15 protein-coding genes are annotated in these 15,590 nt (G+C 64.3%); 5 read left to right on the top strand and 10 right to left on the bottom strand.

The window, feature by feature from the left end:
- Nucleotides 1-2: 2 nt before the first annotated feature.
- From BH95_RS21650 to BH95_RS21615, 8 genes are read right to left on the bottom strand one after another with little or no spacing between them, the layout of a single operon-like run.
- Nucleotides 3-1,067, bottom strand: a complete 1,065-nt coding sequence (locus tag BH95_RS21650) for an MSMEG_0565 family glycosyltransferase (RefSeq protein WP_020112424.1) — start codon at nucleotides 1,065-1,067, stop codon at nucleotides 3-5.
- Nucleotides 1,064-1,918 (bottom strand): carbon-nitrogen hydrolase family protein, encoded by an 855-nt coding sequence (locus tag BH95_RS21645; RefSeq protein ID WP_027498927.1) that lies wholly within the window; start codon nucleotides 1,916-1,918, stop codon nucleotides 1,064-1,066. The genes BH95_RS21650 and BH95_RS21645 overlap by 4 nt, the downstream gene beginning before the upstream one ends.
- 4 nt (nucleotides 1,919-1,922) lie before the next feature.
- Nucleotides 1,923-3,179 (bottom strand): MSMEG_0569 family flavin-dependent oxidoreductase, encoded by a 1,257-nt coding sequence (locus BH95_RS21640; protein ID WP_020112426.1) that lies wholly within the window; start codon nucleotides 3,177-3,179, stop codon nucleotides 1,923-1,925.
- Nucleotides 3,176-3,466 (bottom strand): MSMEG_0570 family nitrogen starvation response protein, encoded by a 291-nt coding sequence (locus tag BH95_RS21635; protein WP_019666928.1) that lies wholly within the window; start codon nucleotides 3,464-3,466, stop codon nucleotides 3,176-3,178. The genes BH95_RS21640 and BH95_RS21635 overlap by 4 nt, the downstream gene beginning before the upstream one ends.
- A complete protein-coding gene (locus BH95_RS21630; RefSeq protein WP_019666929.1) occupies nucleotides 3,459-4,340 on the bottom strand; it encodes a carbon-nitrogen hydrolase family protein in 882 nt (293 codons plus the stop codon). Before BH95_RS21630 ends, BH95_RS21635 begins: the two co-directional genes overlap by 8 nt.
- Nucleotides 4,337-5,740 carry an MSMEG_0567/sll0787 family protein gene (locus tag BH95_RS21625; protein WP_027498928.1) on the bottom strand — a complete coding sequence of 468 codons (1,404 nt, stop codon included), beginning with the start codon at nucleotides 5,738-5,740 and terminating at the stop codon, nucleotides 4,337-4,339. Before BH95_RS21625 ends, BH95_RS21630 begins: the two co-directional genes overlap by 4 nt.
- Nucleotides 5,740-6,795 (bottom strand): MSMEG_0568 family radical SAM protein, encoded by a 1,056-nt coding sequence (locus BH95_RS21620; RefSeq protein WP_020112428.1) that lies wholly within the window; start codon nucleotides 6,793-6,795, stop codon nucleotides 5,740-5,742. The genes BH95_RS21625 and BH95_RS21620 overlap by 1 nt, the downstream gene beginning before the upstream one ends.
- Nucleotides 6,796-6,804: 9 nt before the next feature.
- Entirely contained in the window at nucleotides 6,805-7,329 is a 525-nt protein-coding gene (locus BH95_RS21615; protein WP_026348108.1) for an MSMEG_0572/Sll0783 family nitrogen starvation response protein, read from the bottom strand.
- Between the two features lie 261 nt (nucleotides 7,330-7,590).
- Between BH95_RS21615 and BH95_RS21610 the strand changes: the two genes are divergently transcribed.
- Nucleotides 7,591-7,971, top strand: a complete 381-nt coding sequence (locus BH95_RS21610; RefSeq protein WP_019666933.1) for a hypothetical protein — start codon at nucleotides 7,591-7,593, stop codon at nucleotides 7,969-7,971.
- Entirely contained in the window at nucleotides 7,964-8,398 is a 435-nt protein-coding gene (locus tag BH95_RS21605; RefSeq protein WP_019666934.1) for a hypothetical protein, read from the top strand. Before BH95_RS21610 ends, BH95_RS21605 begins: the two co-directional genes overlap by 8 nt.
- A gap of 11 nt (nucleotides 8,399-8,409) precedes the next feature.
- Here BH95_RS21605 and BH95_RS21600 read toward each other — a convergent pair whose 3' ends face one another.
- Nucleotides 8,410-8,838: a type II toxin-antitoxin system Rv0910 family toxin gene (locus BH95_RS21600; RefSeq protein WP_026348109.1), complete on the bottom strand. Its 429-nt coding sequence runs from the start codon at nucleotides 8,836-8,838 to the stop codon at nucleotides 8,410-8,412.
- 49 nt (nucleotides 8,839-8,887) lie between these two features.
- Between BH95_RS21600 and BH95_RS21595 the strand changes: the two genes are divergently transcribed.
- The 3 genes from BH95_RS21595 (at nucleotide 8,888) to BH95_RS21585 (ending at nucleotide 13,687) form a co-directional block, all read left to right on the top strand.
- Nucleotides 8,888-11,182 (top strand): ATP-dependent DNA ligase, encoded by a 2,295-nt coding sequence (locus BH95_RS21595; RefSeq protein ID WP_020112430.1) that lies wholly within the window; start codon nucleotides 8,888-8,890, stop codon nucleotides 11,180-11,182.
- A gap of 170 nt (nucleotides 11,183-11,352) precedes the next feature.
- The gene (locus BH95_RS21590; protein WP_020112431.1) at nucleotides 11,353-12,567 is read left to right on the top strand and encodes a lipase family protein; all 1,215 of its coding nucleotides are present in this window, start codon (nucleotides 11,353-11,355) and stop codon (nucleotides 12,565-12,567) included.
- A 124-nt stretch (nucleotides 12,568-12,691) separates the two neighbouring features.
- On the top strand, nucleotides 12,692-13,687 hold the full coding sequence (locus BH95_RS21585; RefSeq protein ID WP_019666938.1) for an iron-siderophore ABC transporter substrate-binding protein: 996 nt from the start codon (nucleotides 12,692-12,694) through the stop codon (nucleotides 13,685-13,687).
- On the opposite strand, the gene BH95_RS21580 is transcribed toward BH95_RS21585, so the two are convergent.
- Entirely contained in the window at nucleotides 13,688-15,556 is a 1,869-nt protein-coding gene (locus tag BH95_RS21580; protein ID WP_026348110.1) for an ABC transporter ATP-binding protein, read from the bottom strand.
- Nucleotides 15,557-15,590: the final 34 nt, after the last annotated feature.

Below are 15,590 nucleotides of genomic sequence, written 5' to 3'. Positions count from 1 at the left end.
CCCTATGTGAGGACCGACCGATAGAAGTCGAGGTGCCTGCGTGCTGCTTCGTCCCACGTCAGGCTGCGCGCAAGGGCGCGACCGACGTCCGGGTCGTGGCCGTGATCGATCGCATCCGCCAGTCCCGACGCCATGTCCTGTGGGCTCGTCGCGTACGTGACGGCGTCCGCGAACACCTCACGCAGTACCGGCAGGTCGCGGGCGACGACGGGTGTGCCTGCCGCGAGCGCTTCCATGGCGGCCAGACCGAAGCCCTCTTTCGTCGAGAAGAACGGAAGAACGCTCGCCTGCGCGACCAGGTGCGGCAGTTCCTCGTCGTCGACGACGCCGAGCACGACCGGTTCGATTCCCAGTTCTGCTGCCCGCGAATCGAATTCATGCCGGTAGTCGCGGTAGTCGAACAGTGTTTCCCCTCCGGCGAACACGAGCGAGAAGTCCGGCCTGTTCAGCAACGAGAAGGCGTCGAGCAGGTCCAGTGACCCTTTTCGAGGCTCGATGCCGCCCACCGCCAGGACGTACTTCCCGAGCTTGTCCCGCCACTGGGTTCCCCTCGACCTCGCTGCGGCGTCGAAGCGCTGCGCATCCACTCCGTTCGGAATCACCGTGGGTGTGAAACCCCAACCGGCTCGTACTTCTTCGGCCACGGCGGCCGATACGCAGATCCGCGCACGAGGCTCCGTGATCGCGCGCTCGTGGCACGCAGCCAGCGCGGGGGTCGTGAACGTGTCGAGGTGGTGGATAGTCCGGATGCACTGCCCCACGGCATTCGCCGAGATGCAGTCCTGCGCGTGGACGATGTCGTACTCCTCGCGCGAGAATGCCTGCCCCAGAACGTCGATCGAACGAAGAATCCTGTCTCCGACGGTTTCGTTCTCGCGGGCCTCGAACGGAACCATTCTGACCGTCACCGACGGATCGACGGGACGGAAGAATGCCGCATCGCCGCCTCGACCCAGCGACCACACGGTGACGTCCTCGCCGGCGCGGGCGAGCGCTTCGGCCAGATGAAGCGTGTGCACCACTCCGCCGCGCGGCTTGGACGAGTACGTCAGGAGTGCCACCTTCAACTTCCTGATCCTTTCTCGTCCAACAGATTCGGGTACGCATCCACTCGCCGCTCTTCCAGGTGGTGCAGACCCCGGCGCGCACGGTCGACTTCGGCGTCGACGTCGATGTCGACGACGGCGAGGCCTCCTTTGTCGCGTGTCTTGACGAGCACGTCGCCGCCGGGACCGACGATCTTGGCCTGTCCGAGGAATCGGAGCGAACCCATCACCCCGGTCTGGTTGGACGAGACCAGGACCACCTGGTTCTCCGCGGCACGTGCTGCGTCGTACAGATCGAACAACCGAGACTGGCGATCGTTGGGCAGACTGGACGCCCGGTCGGTCACACTTGCAGGCCACGCGGACAATGCAGCGATGATGCGAGCACCGTCCAACGCCAGCGTGCGAGCGGATTCCGGGAACGTCTTGTCGTAGTCGATCAGCATGCCCATCCGACCGACAGGAGTGTCGAAGGCCGAGAATGTGTCCCCCGCAGCGTAGGCGAGCGACTCACCCAGCGGCTGATGCACCTTCCGGTGACTACCCAGCACACCATCGCCGGTAAGACACACCGCGGCGTTGTAGCGAAGCCCGCCGGCCAGCTCGGTGTACCCGACGCACACGGTCAGATCCCCGGCGGCGGCCATGATGGCGGCGATCTCCGGTCCGTCGATGTCCAGAGTCGGCGGCAGTTCGGACACGTCGGGATTGCGGAGACTGTCGATGTACCCACCGAGGGAGGCGTCCGGCAGCACGAGAAGATCGAGTCCGTCTCGCTTGGCGCTGTCGACGATCGTGACGATCTTGGACACCGCGCGACCCACGTCTCGACCGAAATGTGCTGCCAGAGCGCCTATCCTGATGGATGTCACGAAGCTAGACCACTACCTTCTCCGGCTGAGCAGCACTGATTTCCAAGCCGATCTGCTCGGCCAGGAACTCGGCGTCGCGGGCTACGGAAGCAAAGCGTCCCGACCCCCAGGTGTGTTGCCACGGCAGCCCGAGGAAGTACAGACCCGACACCGAGGTGACACCGCGGTTGTGCGTCGGGTGGCCCTCGCCGTCGAACGCACCGACCTTCAGCCACCGGTAGTCGGTACGGAAGCCGACGGACCAGACCACTGCCGTGACGTCGCTGTCTGCCAGATCGAGCTCCGTGGTCTCCTGCTCCGGACGCCACACCGGAACGTAGCGCTTCTCGGTGGGTGCATCGATACCCTCACGCTCGATGTAGGCATCGATGTTGTCCTTGATGGACTCGGCGACGGCGTCGGCTGCATCGAGTGACGCTTCGAGCGTCGGCGCGAACCGCAGCACCCCGTCGTCGACGCCGAGAAGCCGGCCGTAGAGCTGCATGCCCTCGGTCGCGAACGCGCGCAGGTCGATGTCACGACCACCGTCGCGTCCCGTCACGTAGTGGTTCGTGTTCTCGCGTTTTCCGACGCCACCGGGCTGATCTTCGATGGACACATCGTAGACGCCCATGTCGTGCAACCAGGCGACACAGTCACGGCCACGATAGAACCGTGCGACGCGCGGAGCGGTCCCCGCGACCAGGTGCACCCTCCTGCCGTCCAGGTGCAGGTCCTCGGCGATCTGCGCACCCGATTGTCCGGTACCCACGACCAGCACGTCACCGTCCGGGAACTGATGAGACCCGCGATACTCCGACGAGTGGATCTGAAGGATGTCGCTCGGCAGCTTCTCGGCGAAACGCGGGATCGTCGGGATGTGATATCCCCCGACCGCAACGACGAGGTGGTCGGCGTGCATCGGCCCGGCTGTGGTCTCGAGATCGAAGCCGCCCTCGGTGCCTTGGAGTGCGTTCACCACCGAGACGTGTTCGCGGACGGGTGCGTCGAAGGTGTCTGCGTACCGCCGGACGAAGTCGTAGACCTCGTCGCGCTTCATGAAGCCGTCGGGATCGTCACCGTCGTAGGAGAATCCGGGCAAGGCGCACTGCCAGTTCGGCGTGACGAGGGTAAAGTTGTCCCAGCGGGAATCCTTCCACTCGTGCGCGACGGTCTCGGCCTCGAGGACGACGTGGTCGATTCCTCGCTGCGTCAGATGCCAGCTGATGGACAGTCCCGCCTGTCCACCGCCGACGACGATCACGGAGTGATGTTCGCTCATAACAATTCAGCTCCCGACATACTCAGGACACGAACTGCGCCCGAGGAGTACCCGGCGCCGACGTCGTGAATTTCTTCCATCTGCTGGGCGGCGGAGGTGCACCGCATTCCGAATTTCGCCAGCACGCGATCGCTGGCCACCGTCAACGCTTCCGAGGTCAGCTTCACGAATTCCTCGACCGAGTACTCCGCTCCGGGCGTCAGGTAATCGTGCATCACCAGAGACGGTGAATAACAGGATTGTTCGCGGCCGTCGGGCCACTGCACGAGAAATCGCATCTCAGGCATGAACTGGCTCTTTCGTGATGGTCTTGTACACCGAGGGCCGACGATCGCGCAGGTTGTACATTCCGCCTCCGCGTGCAGCCGCCATCAACCCTTGGACATCCACCGTCGCCGTCGCCAAACCGGGTTCGACGCCGGTGCCCGCGAGAATCTCGCCACCGGGTCCGACGATCTTGGCGCTGCACACGAACCGCAAGGATCCGAAGGTGCCCGACTGGTTGGCTGCCACCCACACCACCTGGTTCTCCAGTGCGCGGGCGCGGTCGTAGATGTCGAAGCGCTGCTTCCAGCGGTCGTCCTCCATGTTCTCGACTGTCGCGGTACGGGCGGTCGGCCACGCGGAGATGGAGGTGATGATCTCCGCGCCGTCGAGCGCAAGTTCACGTGCGGCTTCAGGGAATCCCTTGTCGTAGCAGATCTGCATACCCATCCGGCCGACCGGAGTATCGAAGGCAGCGTAGCTGTCGCCTGCGTCGTAGCAGAGGTTTTCGCCGAGCGGCTGATGCACCTTGCGGTACGAACCGAGTATTCCGTCGCCGTGCAGCGTGACCGCCGCGTTGTAGCGTGTGCCGCCGTCCTTCTCGCAGAATCCGAGGGTGATCACGGTGTCGCCCGCCATGTCGATGACCCGCTTCAACTCCGGTCCGTCCAGTTCCAAAGCAGGAGGAAGGCTTTCGAGCCTGCGCCGGCGCGCTTCCTCGGATTCGTCACCGCCACCCAACGAAGGGAGGTACCCGCCGAGGCAGGCCTCGGGCAGCACCAGCAGCTGACTTCCGCGGTTGCGCGCCTCTTCGAGCAACGCGGCAATGGTCCGGTATCCCTGTTCCATGTCGCGGCCGAATTCGGCTGCGGCCACGGAGATGGTCGTGTCGTTCATGCTTCTCCCAATCCGGTCACGGTGGACGTGACCGCTGACGTGGTGATTCCGTCGGGCCACCGCAAAGCGACGCCCGGAATGTCGGTGAGCTGGCCGCATCGAGCGGATACTGCTGGTCCCGACGGTGCACACTGCGCATCGGGACGGTCCGCGGTGATCATCGCGAACCCTGGAAAACACGTGACCCACTCGCCCATGGCGGCGGCGTCGGGTTTGGGGATGGAGGCGACGTCGAGAACGGCTCCGGTTCCGCTCGCTTCGGCGAGCATTCCGGTAGTGCCGACGAGGCCGGCCATCGAGACATCCTTCGCGGCTCGGGGCGCCGTCCGAGCGACGAACGACGCCATCTGCGTGAGCTCCTCGGAGTTTCGTCTGGACGACGAATCCCACTGCTGACCTTGATAACCCCGTCGCCAGTTGCCTTCGATGTCCGCGGTGAGAGTCAGGACGTCTCCGGCGGACGCGCCGCCGGCGCGAACGGGGCGCGGGGTACTTCCGAGTGCCGTGACCGACAGCGACGACGGCACCCCGACCTGGGTGTGACCACCGAGGACCGGTACTTGCCAGGCCTGTGACGCGTTGGCCAACCCTCGGACGATGCGCGTGAGCCTCGACTGTGTCGGGGCACCGACCGCGTCGAGCATTCCGACGGCCCGGGCCCCCATTGCCGACAGGTCGTTCAGGTTGACCAGTGCGGCACACCAGCCCGCCCATTCGGGATCGCGGTCGACCATGGAAGGCAGGATGGCGTCGCACGCGGCGATGATGTCGCTCCCCGGAACGGGGACTCCGTCGTCGCCACGGAATCCTTTGGCACCGAGACCGAGTGGCTGAGCACGCAAGGGTGCGAGCACACCCGCGAGCATCGCCTTGGTCGAGACCACGAGCCGCTCGATTCGATCGATCGGCCAGTACATGGCGACGTGTGGCGCGCCGTGCACGTCGACGTCGGCGCGTCTGACCCATCCCAGCCTGGTGAAGAGCGTTTCGTTCTGTTTCTGCACGGTGGCGTCGAAGCGCAGTACGCCGTGACTTTCGGCGTGCGCACACGCGGCCCGCACCAACGCCGGCCCGACCCCGGATGTGCGCGCCGCCGACGAAACCACCAACCGGCTGCCGGCCCACCACCCCAGATCGGTCGATGTGCAGGGAGCCAACCGAACTCCGCCCAGCACGCTGCCGTCGGATGCAGTGGCGACCAGTACTACCGTGCGCGGGTCGTCGTCGACGTCGTCGTGATCGGACCCGGCGAACAGCCCCTGCTCTCGGACGAAGATGTCGCGTCTCAATCGGCGGTAGGTGCCGAGCTGCGAAGCGTTCGAACACGGTTGGATCAAGAAGTGCGAATCGGCTTCGGTAGGTACCGTTCCCGACAGACCGGCCAAGTCACTCGCATACATCAGCCACCCGCATTCTGCAGTACGCTGCACGCTCCGCACGCCGCGCAGCCTGCTTTCTGATCCGAACCGAGCATCGATGCCGCTTGCAATTCCTTGGCTACCCGGCGCGTCACGTCCTCGAGCACGTCTCGGTTCGGAGCGACCGCATGGTCGACGTCGACAGCCAGCGTGCCGCCGAGCGGCCGGAACGGAACGACGAACGGGTAGACACCCATCTCGATGAGTTGAGCTGCACCCGAAACCAATTCGTCCGGATCCTCACCGAGGCCGACGAGTATGTACGTCGAGACCTGGTTGCGCCCGAAGACGCGAACCGCTTCCTTCCACGCTGCTCGGTATTCGTCCATCGACACCGAGGCCTTACCCGGCATCCATTTCCGACGGACATCGTCGTCGAGTGATTCGACGTGAATGCCGATGGATTCGGCACCGGCGTCGTAGAGATCGGTGATGGTCTGAAGGTCGCCGGGTGGTTCGCACTGCACCTGGATCGGCAGATCCGGGACCACGGCCTTGATGGCCTTGACGCACCGTGCGAGGTGCCGCGCTCCGCGATCCTTCGCCGCGGAGGTACCCGTCGTCATGACCATCTGGGTGACACCGTCGAGTCGGACTGCAGCTTCGGCAACCTCGGCGAGCTGCGCCGGAGTCTTGACAGCGATCGTGTCTCCTGCTTCCAGCGACGCCTCGATGGAGCAGAACCGGCAGCGCTGGTCTGCGCCGTACCTGATACACGTCTGCACGACGGTAGTTGCGAGAACACTGGTTCCGTGGAGTTTGGCGATCTTCTCGTAGGCGATTCCGTCGGCAGTCTTCAGGTCGTAGAATTTCGGCCGGTCGATTGCTTGGACGTCGAGACCGATGTCCGATCCGTCGAACAGGATTCGCCCCTCTTCGAGGACATACGGACTCAACGGATTACGAGGGATGGCTGCGCCGAGACCATCGATTCGAACATGCCCGTCGTCGCTGGGCCCGGCGCCGGCCGTTCTGTTGACCGGCGGCGTCCCTCGAACTCCGAGCAACGCCAGGTCTACACGCGCACTGACAGACATGTCAGGCTCCTAGACCATGTAGGTCGAGTTGATGATGGCGCCCTTGCGTGCGTAGTGAATGAGGGCGTCCTGGACGTCGAGGGGATGCGCCGGGATGACGCCCTCGATCAGGTCTTCCTCGCGGCCACCGTGCAGCGCGAGGCCGAAGCGACAGCAGAACACGGTGCCGCCCTCGGCGATGAACGTCGCGAGCGAGTCGTTGATGTTCTGCTCGCCCGGGAACCCTGAGTCGCCGGTCGTCGGGAAGCCGCGCGTGGCAAGGCAATTGATAGCGCCGGGACCGTAGAAGTACATGGCCGACTCGAAGCCCTTGCGCAGTGCCCGCGTTGCCTGCAGCACGGCAACGAAACTGACGGATGATTCGTGGGCGATACCGTGCACGAGCGTGAAGTAGCTCTCGCCGTTCTCGGCCTTGTAGTCGGGGAAGATCTTGGTGGAACCGTAGATGTTGCTGCCCTTGGGGAGCGAGGGGTGCGGGATCTCCGAGAGGGACTTGGCGATGTTCTCGGCGATGGCGTTGTCGATATCGGACACGTAGTGCTCCTGGGATGAGAGGTTGTCGATCAGCGGGTGACTGAGAACCGAGTGGGCAATCGTTGGCCACCGGTGGAGAGAAGAATCGAAGCCGGAGATGCTCTTCGGCCATGAGACAAGTACAAGCCCCATCCATTTCCGAATGGTCACGCGCGGAATAACGCACTGTTTCGAAGGGCTCACATCGAGGCACGTGCGCGGACCGATACTCTTGAGTTCTACTGACCACCCGCACCACTGCCTAGTTCGAACGAGGAAACGATGATCGGCGCCGTCACAGGCTTGCTGTACGTGATGTCCCTGATCGTCGGCGTGTGGGTTCTGGTCAAACTCGTCATGGGGAGCCCGGTACTCCTGAAGTACCGATCCAACCGGGCGCTGTTCTGGACGATCGCCGCGACCGAGGCCGTCGTGCTCGCTCAAGCAGTCATCGGATTCGCCATGATGTTCACCAGCGACCGCGAGATACATCGCCTCACGTTCGGCTCGTACCTCGTGGGGCTCCTGCTGCTGTTGCCGATCGGCACCTGGTGGTCGCTCGGCGATCGCTCACGCGGCGGTACAGCAGTGCTGCTCGTCGCCGTCGTCACCCTCGCAGCCATGGTGTTGCGCCTCAGCCAGATATGGGCCGGATATGCCTGATACCTCGTCACCCCGGGACAACCTGCAGCAGGCGACACGCACCGGATTCGGCCGATTCCTGATCGCCGTCTACGCGGTGTTCGCTGTGGCTGCAACGTCCCGATCGATCGTGCAGCTGACGACGCGGTTCGACGTCGCACCGTTCGCGTACATCCTGTCGGCCGTCGCTGCAGTGGTCTACATCGTCGCGACGGTCGGGCTCGCTCGTGCCACCGAGGCATCACGCAAGGTGGTGACGGTCTCGTGCATCATCGAACTGGTCGGCGTCCTCGCGATCGGCGCCCTCAGCTACATCCAGCCCGACGACTTCCCCGACGCAACGGTCTGGTCTCACTTCGGCCAGGGATACGTCTTCATCCCCGTCGTACTTCCCATCGCCGGACTATGGTGGCTGCGTCGCACCCGGCAGCCGCGCACTCCGCAGTAAACCGGAGTCCTCTACTTCAGCGCCGCGAGGTTGGCGACGGATTTCTTCACATCCGAGTCGAGTGCTCTGGCGACGACTTTTCCGACGGGACCGAAGAGGACGCCGCCGCCGAATTCCGCGTCGAGGGTCAGTTCGGAACCGCCGGGGCTTTCGCGGACGTGGATCGTCAGGGAAATCCTGACGCCGCCTTTTCCGCTGCCGGACATTTCGATGAGCTCGGGTTCCTTGTACTCGGTGAACGTCCATCGGATCGTGTTCTTGAAGCCTTTGACCTTCACGAGGGATTCGACTTCGGTGCCCTTGGACAGCGTTTTCGGCGGCGGGCTGCACCATCCACCGTGGATGGTCATCCACTCGTCGAACCTGTCCAGGGCCGACGCCTTGTCCCACGCGCCCTGCGGGTTCTCGGGCATCTGCACGGTCACACTGATCGTCGCCATACCTTCCATCATGTCCCACGTCGGCGACGGCCAAACTATGGTGGCGATCATGGCGACGCTCGACATCGCAGGTCGGAAGGTCTCGGTGACCAACCTGGACAAAGTGTTGTTCCCGGAGACGGGCACCACCAAGAGTCAGGTCATCGAGTACTACACGACGATTGCGCCTGCGATGCTTCCTCATCTGGCCGGTCGGGCCGTGACTCGGAAGCGGTGGCCGAACGGTGTGGAGCAGTCGTCGTTCTTCGAGAAGAATCTCGCGTCGTCGGCGCCGGAATGGCTGGATCGCCGGGACATGCAGCATTCCGATCGGGTGGTGACGTATCCGTTGTTCTCCACCACGGCGGACTTGGCGTGGCTCGGGCAGCAAGCTGCCATCGAGGCCCATGTCCCGCAGTGGCGGTTCGACGGCAGTCAGCCCGGACCGGCGACGCGCATGGTGTTCGATCTGGATCCGGGGGACGACGTCGACCTGGCCCGTTGCGCCGAGGTGGCCTGCGAGATCCGCGATCTGATCGCCGAGATCGGGTTCACGGCGTTCCCGGTCACGAGCGGGAGCAAAGGCATCCACCTGTACGTGCCGCTGGAGAAGCCGCTCACGACATCGGGGGCGTCGACCGTCGCCAAGCGTGTGGCGACGTTGCTGGAGGAGCGCTCACCGGACCGCATCACGGCGACGATGGCCAAGGCCAAGCGAACCGGACGGGTGTTCGTCGACTGGTCGCAGAACAACGGCAAGAAGACGACCGTCGCGCCGTACTCGCTGCGCGGCAGATCTGAGCCGACCGTCGCCGCACCGCGCTCCTGGGACGAGCTCGAATCACCTGGTCTGCACCAGCTTCGGTTCGAGGAGGTCCTGCGCAGGTACCACGACGACGGCGATCTGCTTGCCGACCTCGATCCGCCGTTGGAGGTCCGCGAGCCGGACAAGCTCACCAAGTACCGCAGCATGCGCAGCGCGTCGAAGACGCCCGAACCCGTGCCCGACGCCGCCGAACCTCGCGGCACTACCCCTGGACACGAACACGAACACGAACACGACGACACGTTCGTCATCCAGGAACACCATGCGAGGCGCCTGCACTACGACTTTCGCCTCGAGCACGACGGTGTCCTGGTCTCGTGGGCCGTGCCCAAGAACATTCCCGACGACCCGGCTCAGAACCGCCTCGCGGTGCACACCGAGGATCACCCACTGGAGTACGCACGCTTCGAGGGCACCATCCCCAAGGGCGAGTACGGGGGCGGCGAGGTGACCATCTGGGATTCGGGCACCTACGAACTCGAGAAGTGGCGTGACGACGAGGTCATCGTCGTTCTGAAAGGCACTCGGGCACAGGGCCGTTTCGCGTTGATCCGCACCAAGGGAAACCAGTGGCTCATGCACCTGATGAAAGAAAAGGATGCACCCGAGCTACCGAAGAGCGTTCAGCCGATGTTGGCGACGGCAGGCGACGTGACCGACCTGCCCGACGGCGAATGGGCGTTCGAGGGCAAGTGGGACGGCTTCAGGGTCGTCGCGCGGATGTCCCACGGGGAGATGAAACTGGAGTCTCGGACCGGCAAGGATCTGACCGAGCGGTTCCGCGCCTTCTCGGCGCTGGCCGCGGATCTTGCCGACCACGAGGCCGTCCTCGACGGCGAGGCCGTGGTGTTCGCTGCCGACGGATCGACGAGTTTCGAACTGCTGCAATCGAGTTCCGGTACCGACGTGAAGTTCATCGCGTTCGATCTACTGCACCTCGACGGCACATCGCTGGTGAAGAAGAAATACTCGGACCGGCGCAAGCTGCTCGAACTCCTCACGACCGGCCTGGAGTCGGTCCTGGTGCCCGAGGCGCTCACGGGCACGGCAGAAGAAGCTCTGGCCACCAGCGTCGAGCGTGGCTGGGAGGGCGTCGTCGCCAAGCGTGTCGACTCCGTGTACCAGCCAGGTCGACGCGCGCACACCTGGATCAAGACGAAGAACTGGCGAACACAAGAAGTCGTCGTCGGCGGGTGGCGACGCGGGAAAGGTAGGCGCGGCGGTGGTCTGGGTTCTCTGCTCGTCGGCATTCCCGGCCCGAACGGACTGAGGTATCTGGGCCGGGTGGGAACGGGGTTCACCGACTCTGCACTCGACACTCTGGCCGCGCTGCTCTCGCCTCTGGAGTCGGACGAGTCGCCGTTCGAGGAACGGCTACCGACCGCCGACCGAAAAGATGCGGTATGGGTCACACCGTCGCTCGTCGGCGAGGTTCGGTTCTACGAATGGACGGACTCCATGCACCTCAGGCACCCGAGTTGGCGTGGCGTTCGTGACGACAAACAGCCGACTGACGTGGTTCTCGAGAACGATCCCTAGCCGACTGGTCAGTTTGTAGCCGCGTGCCATAAAATCTCGGAGTCTTCGGTGATCGCTGCCGGGGGGCGGCGTAACGAGCGGATTGCTTTTCCCTATATCGCATTCGGTGGGGTAGAAGGACAGCAACATACGCTCGAGTAATCAGAGCTTTCGGGAGGGAACCCAACGTCATGCGCGCACTCAAACTGGTCGGGGCTGCCAGTATCACGGCAGTGGCGATCGCCTGTTCCGCGGTGATATCGACGGGCACCGCAGCGGCCAATCCTCTGGAACCGACGCCGATCTCCGACGTCTTCTATGCGCCCGTGCCGGACCTGGAGGCCAAGAATCCAGGTGACATCATCTCCAGTCGGCCCATGCCGCCTCCCGCCGGTTTCCTCGACACCGACGTGTGGCAGATCCGGTTCCGCTCGACCAACTCTGCCGGCGATCCCATCGCGGCGGTGACGACGGTGTTCTCACCGCGGAACAAGGTTCCGAACGGGCCGTTGCTGTCCTACCAGCACATCATCAACGCACTCGGTCTGCAGTGCGCGCCGTCGCAGGCCTTGTGGACGCAGGACCCCAACCTGATGATCCGTGAGGCTCCTGCACTGAACGTCGCATTGCAGCGTGGCTGGACCATCAACATGGCGGACCATCTGGGACCGAACAGCGCGTACGGCGCGGCCAAGATGGGCGGGCAGATCGTCCTCGACAGCATTCGGGCGACCCAGCGTTTCGATCCGCTGCAGGTTCAGCAGAGCCCGGTTGCACTCGCCGGTTACTCGGGCGGCGGCATGGCCACCGCGTGGGCTGCGGCATTGCAGAACGACTACGCACCCGAGCTGAACATCGTCGGAAGCGCAGCGGGCGGCGCACCGATGAACCTCGAGCGCATGGCACGCGACCTCGGATTCAACCCGCACCCGGTCTTCGGACTCGCATTCGCGGCGGCTCTGGGTCTCGAGCGTGAGTACCCGACGCGCATCCCGATCAGCGAGCAGCTCAACCCGCTCGGTCAGCAGATGGCAGCGCAGCTGCAGAATGCGTGCACCAACGACATCATCGCCGTCGGTGCGGGCAAGAGCGCGATGCAGGTGGCCAACTCCATCGACTTGATCGACAGCCCCGAGATGGTTGCCGCAGTCAACGAGAACAGCGTCGAGCTCTACCCCGGTGTCCCCAAGGCCCCGTACTTCGAGTGGCACAGCCCGACGGATGCGCTCATCCCTGTCTCGGCCATCAGCAACACGGTCGGCCGCTACTGCGCCGCAGGCGTTCCGGTCACCGAAGTGCTCGTTCCCAGCAATGATCACCTCACCGCTGCAGTTCTCGGATTGCCTCAGGCGCTGGAATGGATCGACGCACGCTTCAACGGCGTGCCCGCTCCCAGCAACTGCTGACGGCCGGCCGACCCCGGGCCTTGAACGTTCGATCGGTTCGAGGCCCGGGAGTGGAGCCCGCGGGACGACCATCCGATTTTGTTAGCCTTACCTCGCACAACGTTGTCGATGCGAGGAGTTTTCCGTGCGTTCCAGTGTTCTCAAGCTAGCCGCAGGTGCGGCCGCCATCGCCCTGGCCGCAGGGTGCTCTTCGGACGACAGTTCGTCGTCGTCCGAGTCGGGCGGCGAATCCGGAGCGTTTCCGGTCACCATCGACCACGCGTTCGGCCAGACGACCATCGAGAGCGAACCGTCCAACGTCGTGACGATCGGGTTCAACGAGCAGGACTTCGTTCTCGCGCTCGGCGTGAAGCCCGTGGCCACCCGCGGCAACCTGAGCTACGACTACCGCCAGCGTCCCTGGGCACAGGACGCACTCGGTGGCACCGAGATCCCCGAGGTCGGCAGCACCGACCTCAACCTCGAGCAGATCGCGGCGGCCGGTCCGGATCTGATCCTCGGGCCGTACTCCTTCATCGAGAAGGGCCAGTACGACCAGCTGTCCGAGATGGCTCCGACGATCGCCGACATCGGCGGGTACGAGGACGTACCCGCTGCCACCTGGCAGCAGGAGTTCGAGGTCATCGGAAAGGCCCTCGGCAAGGAGCAGGAAACCGCGGACAAGACCGCCGAACTCGAACAGAAATTCCAGACGGCGCAGGACGAGAACCCGCAGTTCGCCGGCAAGACGCTCGCACTCACGTTCCTCATGGACGACGGCAGCTACATGATCCTCGGTTCCGACGACATCCGTGCGCTGTTCTTCACCGACCTCGGCTTCCAGGTTCCGGAGAAGACCGAGACCGTCAGCCTGGAGGGACTCACCCAGCTGAACTCCGACGTGATCGTCGTCGCCGGCAAGAGCCGAGAAGAGCTCACCGCCAACCCACTGTTCGCGCAGCTGCCCGCCGTCGCCGAGGACCGCACCGCCTACATCGGTTCGTTCGATCAGGACCTTCCGTCCGCTCTCGGATATTCGAGCCCGCTCTCGCTCGACTACGCGATCGACGGCTTCACCCCGATGCTCGCCGCCGCTGCGGACAACGACCCGGCGACGGTCGTGCCCGCTCCTGCAGGGTGATCACGATCCACTGGTAGCGAATTGAGTTCGATGGAGCTCCTCGTAGCGGCCACCCGCTGCGAGGAGCTCTTCGTGTGTTCCCCGCTCGACGATCGAACCTGCCTCCACCACCAGGATGGCGTCGGCGGCCCGAATCGTCGACAGTCGGTGCGCGATCACAACCGAGGTTCTGCCCGCGAGCGCCTCGGACAGCGCAGCCTGGACCGCTGACTCCGACGTCGAATCCAGCGACGCCGTCGCCTCGTCGAGAATCACGATCCGTGGCCGAGCAATCAGCAGCCGAGCGATGGTCAGTCTCTGCCGCTCACCTCCGGACAACCGATAACCGCGCTCTCCGACGACGGTGTCCAGCCCGTCGGGCAGAGATTTCACCAGATCTTCGAGCCGTGCCCGACGCAACGCGTCCCAGACTTCGTCGTCGGTGGCCGACGGCCGGGGCAGCACAACGTTGGACCTGATCGTGTCGTGGAAGAGATGTCCGTCCTGCGTCACCATCCCGACGGCACCTCTGATCGAATCCGCTTTCAGATCACGGACGTCCTTGCCGCCCAGCAGGATGGATCCACTGTCGACGTCGTACAACCGAGCGATGAGCTGCGCGACGGTGGACTTGCCCGCGCCCGATGTACCGACCAGGGCAATCATCTGCCCAGGTTCGGCGACGAACGAGATGCCGTGCAGCACTTCGTCGCCGCCACGAGAATCCAGCGTCGCCACTTCCTCCAGCGAGGCAAGCGACACTTTGTCCGCCGACGGGTAGGCGAACCTGACGTCGCGTAGTTCGACGGCAGCAGGCCCGTCGGGGACGTCCACGGCGTCGGGACTGTCCTCGATGAGCGGTACGAGGTCGAGGACTTCGAAGACACGCTCGAAGCTGACGAGAGCGCTCATCACTTCGACGCGTGCGCTGGCCAGCTCCGTCAGCGGTGAATACAACCGGGTCAACAGAAGAGACAGCGACACAACCGAACCCGGATCCAACTGTCCCTTCAGCGCGTAGAAACCACCGAGACCGTAGACGACGGCGAGCGCGAGGGCCGACACCAACGTCAGCGCAGTCACGAACACCGTCTGCACCATGGCGCTCCGAACGCCGATGTCCCGGACCCGAGCTGCGCGAACCGCGAACTCGCGCGACTCGAAGTCCGGTTGGCCGAACAGCTTGACCAGAGTCGCACCCGGCGCGGAGAACCGCTCCGTCATCTGCGTACTCATCGCGGAATCGTGTTCGGCTGCTTCACGTTGCAGCCTCGCGAGTCGCCTGCCCATCCGGCTGGCCGGTATCACGAAGACCGGAAGGATGATCAACGCAAGCAACGTGATCTGCCAGGAAATCCCGATCATCACGACGAGCGTCAGGATCAGCGTGACGAGGTTACTCACGACGCCCGAGAGCGTGTCGCTGAAGGCGCGTTGCGCTCCGATCACGTCGTTGTTCAACCGGCTCACGAGAGCACCGGTGCGCGTCCGGGTGAAGAACGCGATCGGCATCCGCTGAACGTGGTCGAACACCGCGGTGCGCAGATCCAGAATCAACGCCTCACCCAAGCTCGACGACAGCCACCGGTTCACCAAACCGAACGCCGCGTCGACGACGGCGATCAGTGCGATCGCCACCGACAGCCACAGCACGACATCGAACGAGTCGCCGTCGACGATGGCATTGACGACGCGTCCCGCCAGTACCGGCGTCGCGACCGCCAGAACTGCGAGCACGACGCTCAGAACGACGAACCCGATCAGTTTGTTGCGGTGCGGCTCGGCGAACCTCAGGATCCGCCGAGCCGTGATCGACGAGAACTGCGTGCTCTGCTCGGACGCATGCATCGTCCGATACAGCTGATTCCAGGCCGTGACTTCCATGCTCATACCGGCAACGCTAGAACCTCGATGTAGGTAGAGG

This window comes from Rhodococcoides fascians A44A (assembly GCF_000760735.1).
GTDB classification, from domain to species: domain Bacteria; phylum Actinomycetota; class Actinomycetes; order Mycobacteriales; family Mycobacteriaceae; genus Rhodococcoides; species Rhodococcoides fascians_E.
This window is presented reverse-complemented; position numbering and strand designations above follow the sequence as displayed.

Coding starts and splice junctions, on each gene's coding strand:
- BH95_RS21640 (WP_020112426.1), bottom strand. CDS start 3,179: ATGAGCGAACATCACTCCGTGATCGTCGTCGGCGGTGGACAGGCGGGA.
- BH95_RS21635 (WP_019666928.1), bottom strand. CDS start 3,466: ATGCCTGAGATGCGATTTCTCGTGCAGTGGCCCGACGGCCGCGAACAA.
- BH95_RS21630 (WP_019666929.1), bottom strand. CDS start 4,340: ATGAACGACACGACCATCTCCGTGGCCGCAGCCGAATTCGGCCGCGAC.
- BH95_RS21625 (WP_027498928.1), bottom strand. CDS start 5,740: ATGTATGCGAGTGACTTGGCCGGTCTGTCGGGAACGGTACCTACCGAA.
- BH95_RS21620 (WP_020112428.1), bottom strand. CDS start 6,795: ATGTCTGTCAGTGCGCGTGTAGACCTGGCGTTGCTCGGAGTTCGAGGG.
- BH95_RS21610 (WP_019666933.1), top strand. CDS start 7,591: ATGATCGGCGCCGTCACAGGCTTGCTGTACGTGATGTCCCTGATCGTC.
- BH95_RS21605 (WP_019666934.1), top strand. CDS start 7,964: ATGCCTGATACCTCGTCACCCCGGGACAACCTGCAGCAGGCGACACGC.
- BH95_RS21600 (WP_026348109.1), bottom strand. CDS start 8,838: ATGGCGACGATCAGTGTGACCGTGCAGATGCCCGAGAACCCGCAGGGC.
- BH95_RS21595 (WP_020112430.1), top strand. CDS start 8,888: ATGGCGACGCTCGACATCGCAGGTCGGAAGGTCTCGGTGACCAACCTG.
- BH95_RS21590 (WP_020112431.1), top strand. CDS start 11,353: ATGCGCGCACTCAAACTGGTCGGGGCTGCCAGTATCACGGCAGTGGCG.
- BH95_RS21580 (WP_026348110.1), bottom strand. CDS start 15,556: ATGAGCATGGAAGTCACGGCCTGGAATCAGCTGTATCGGACGATGCAT.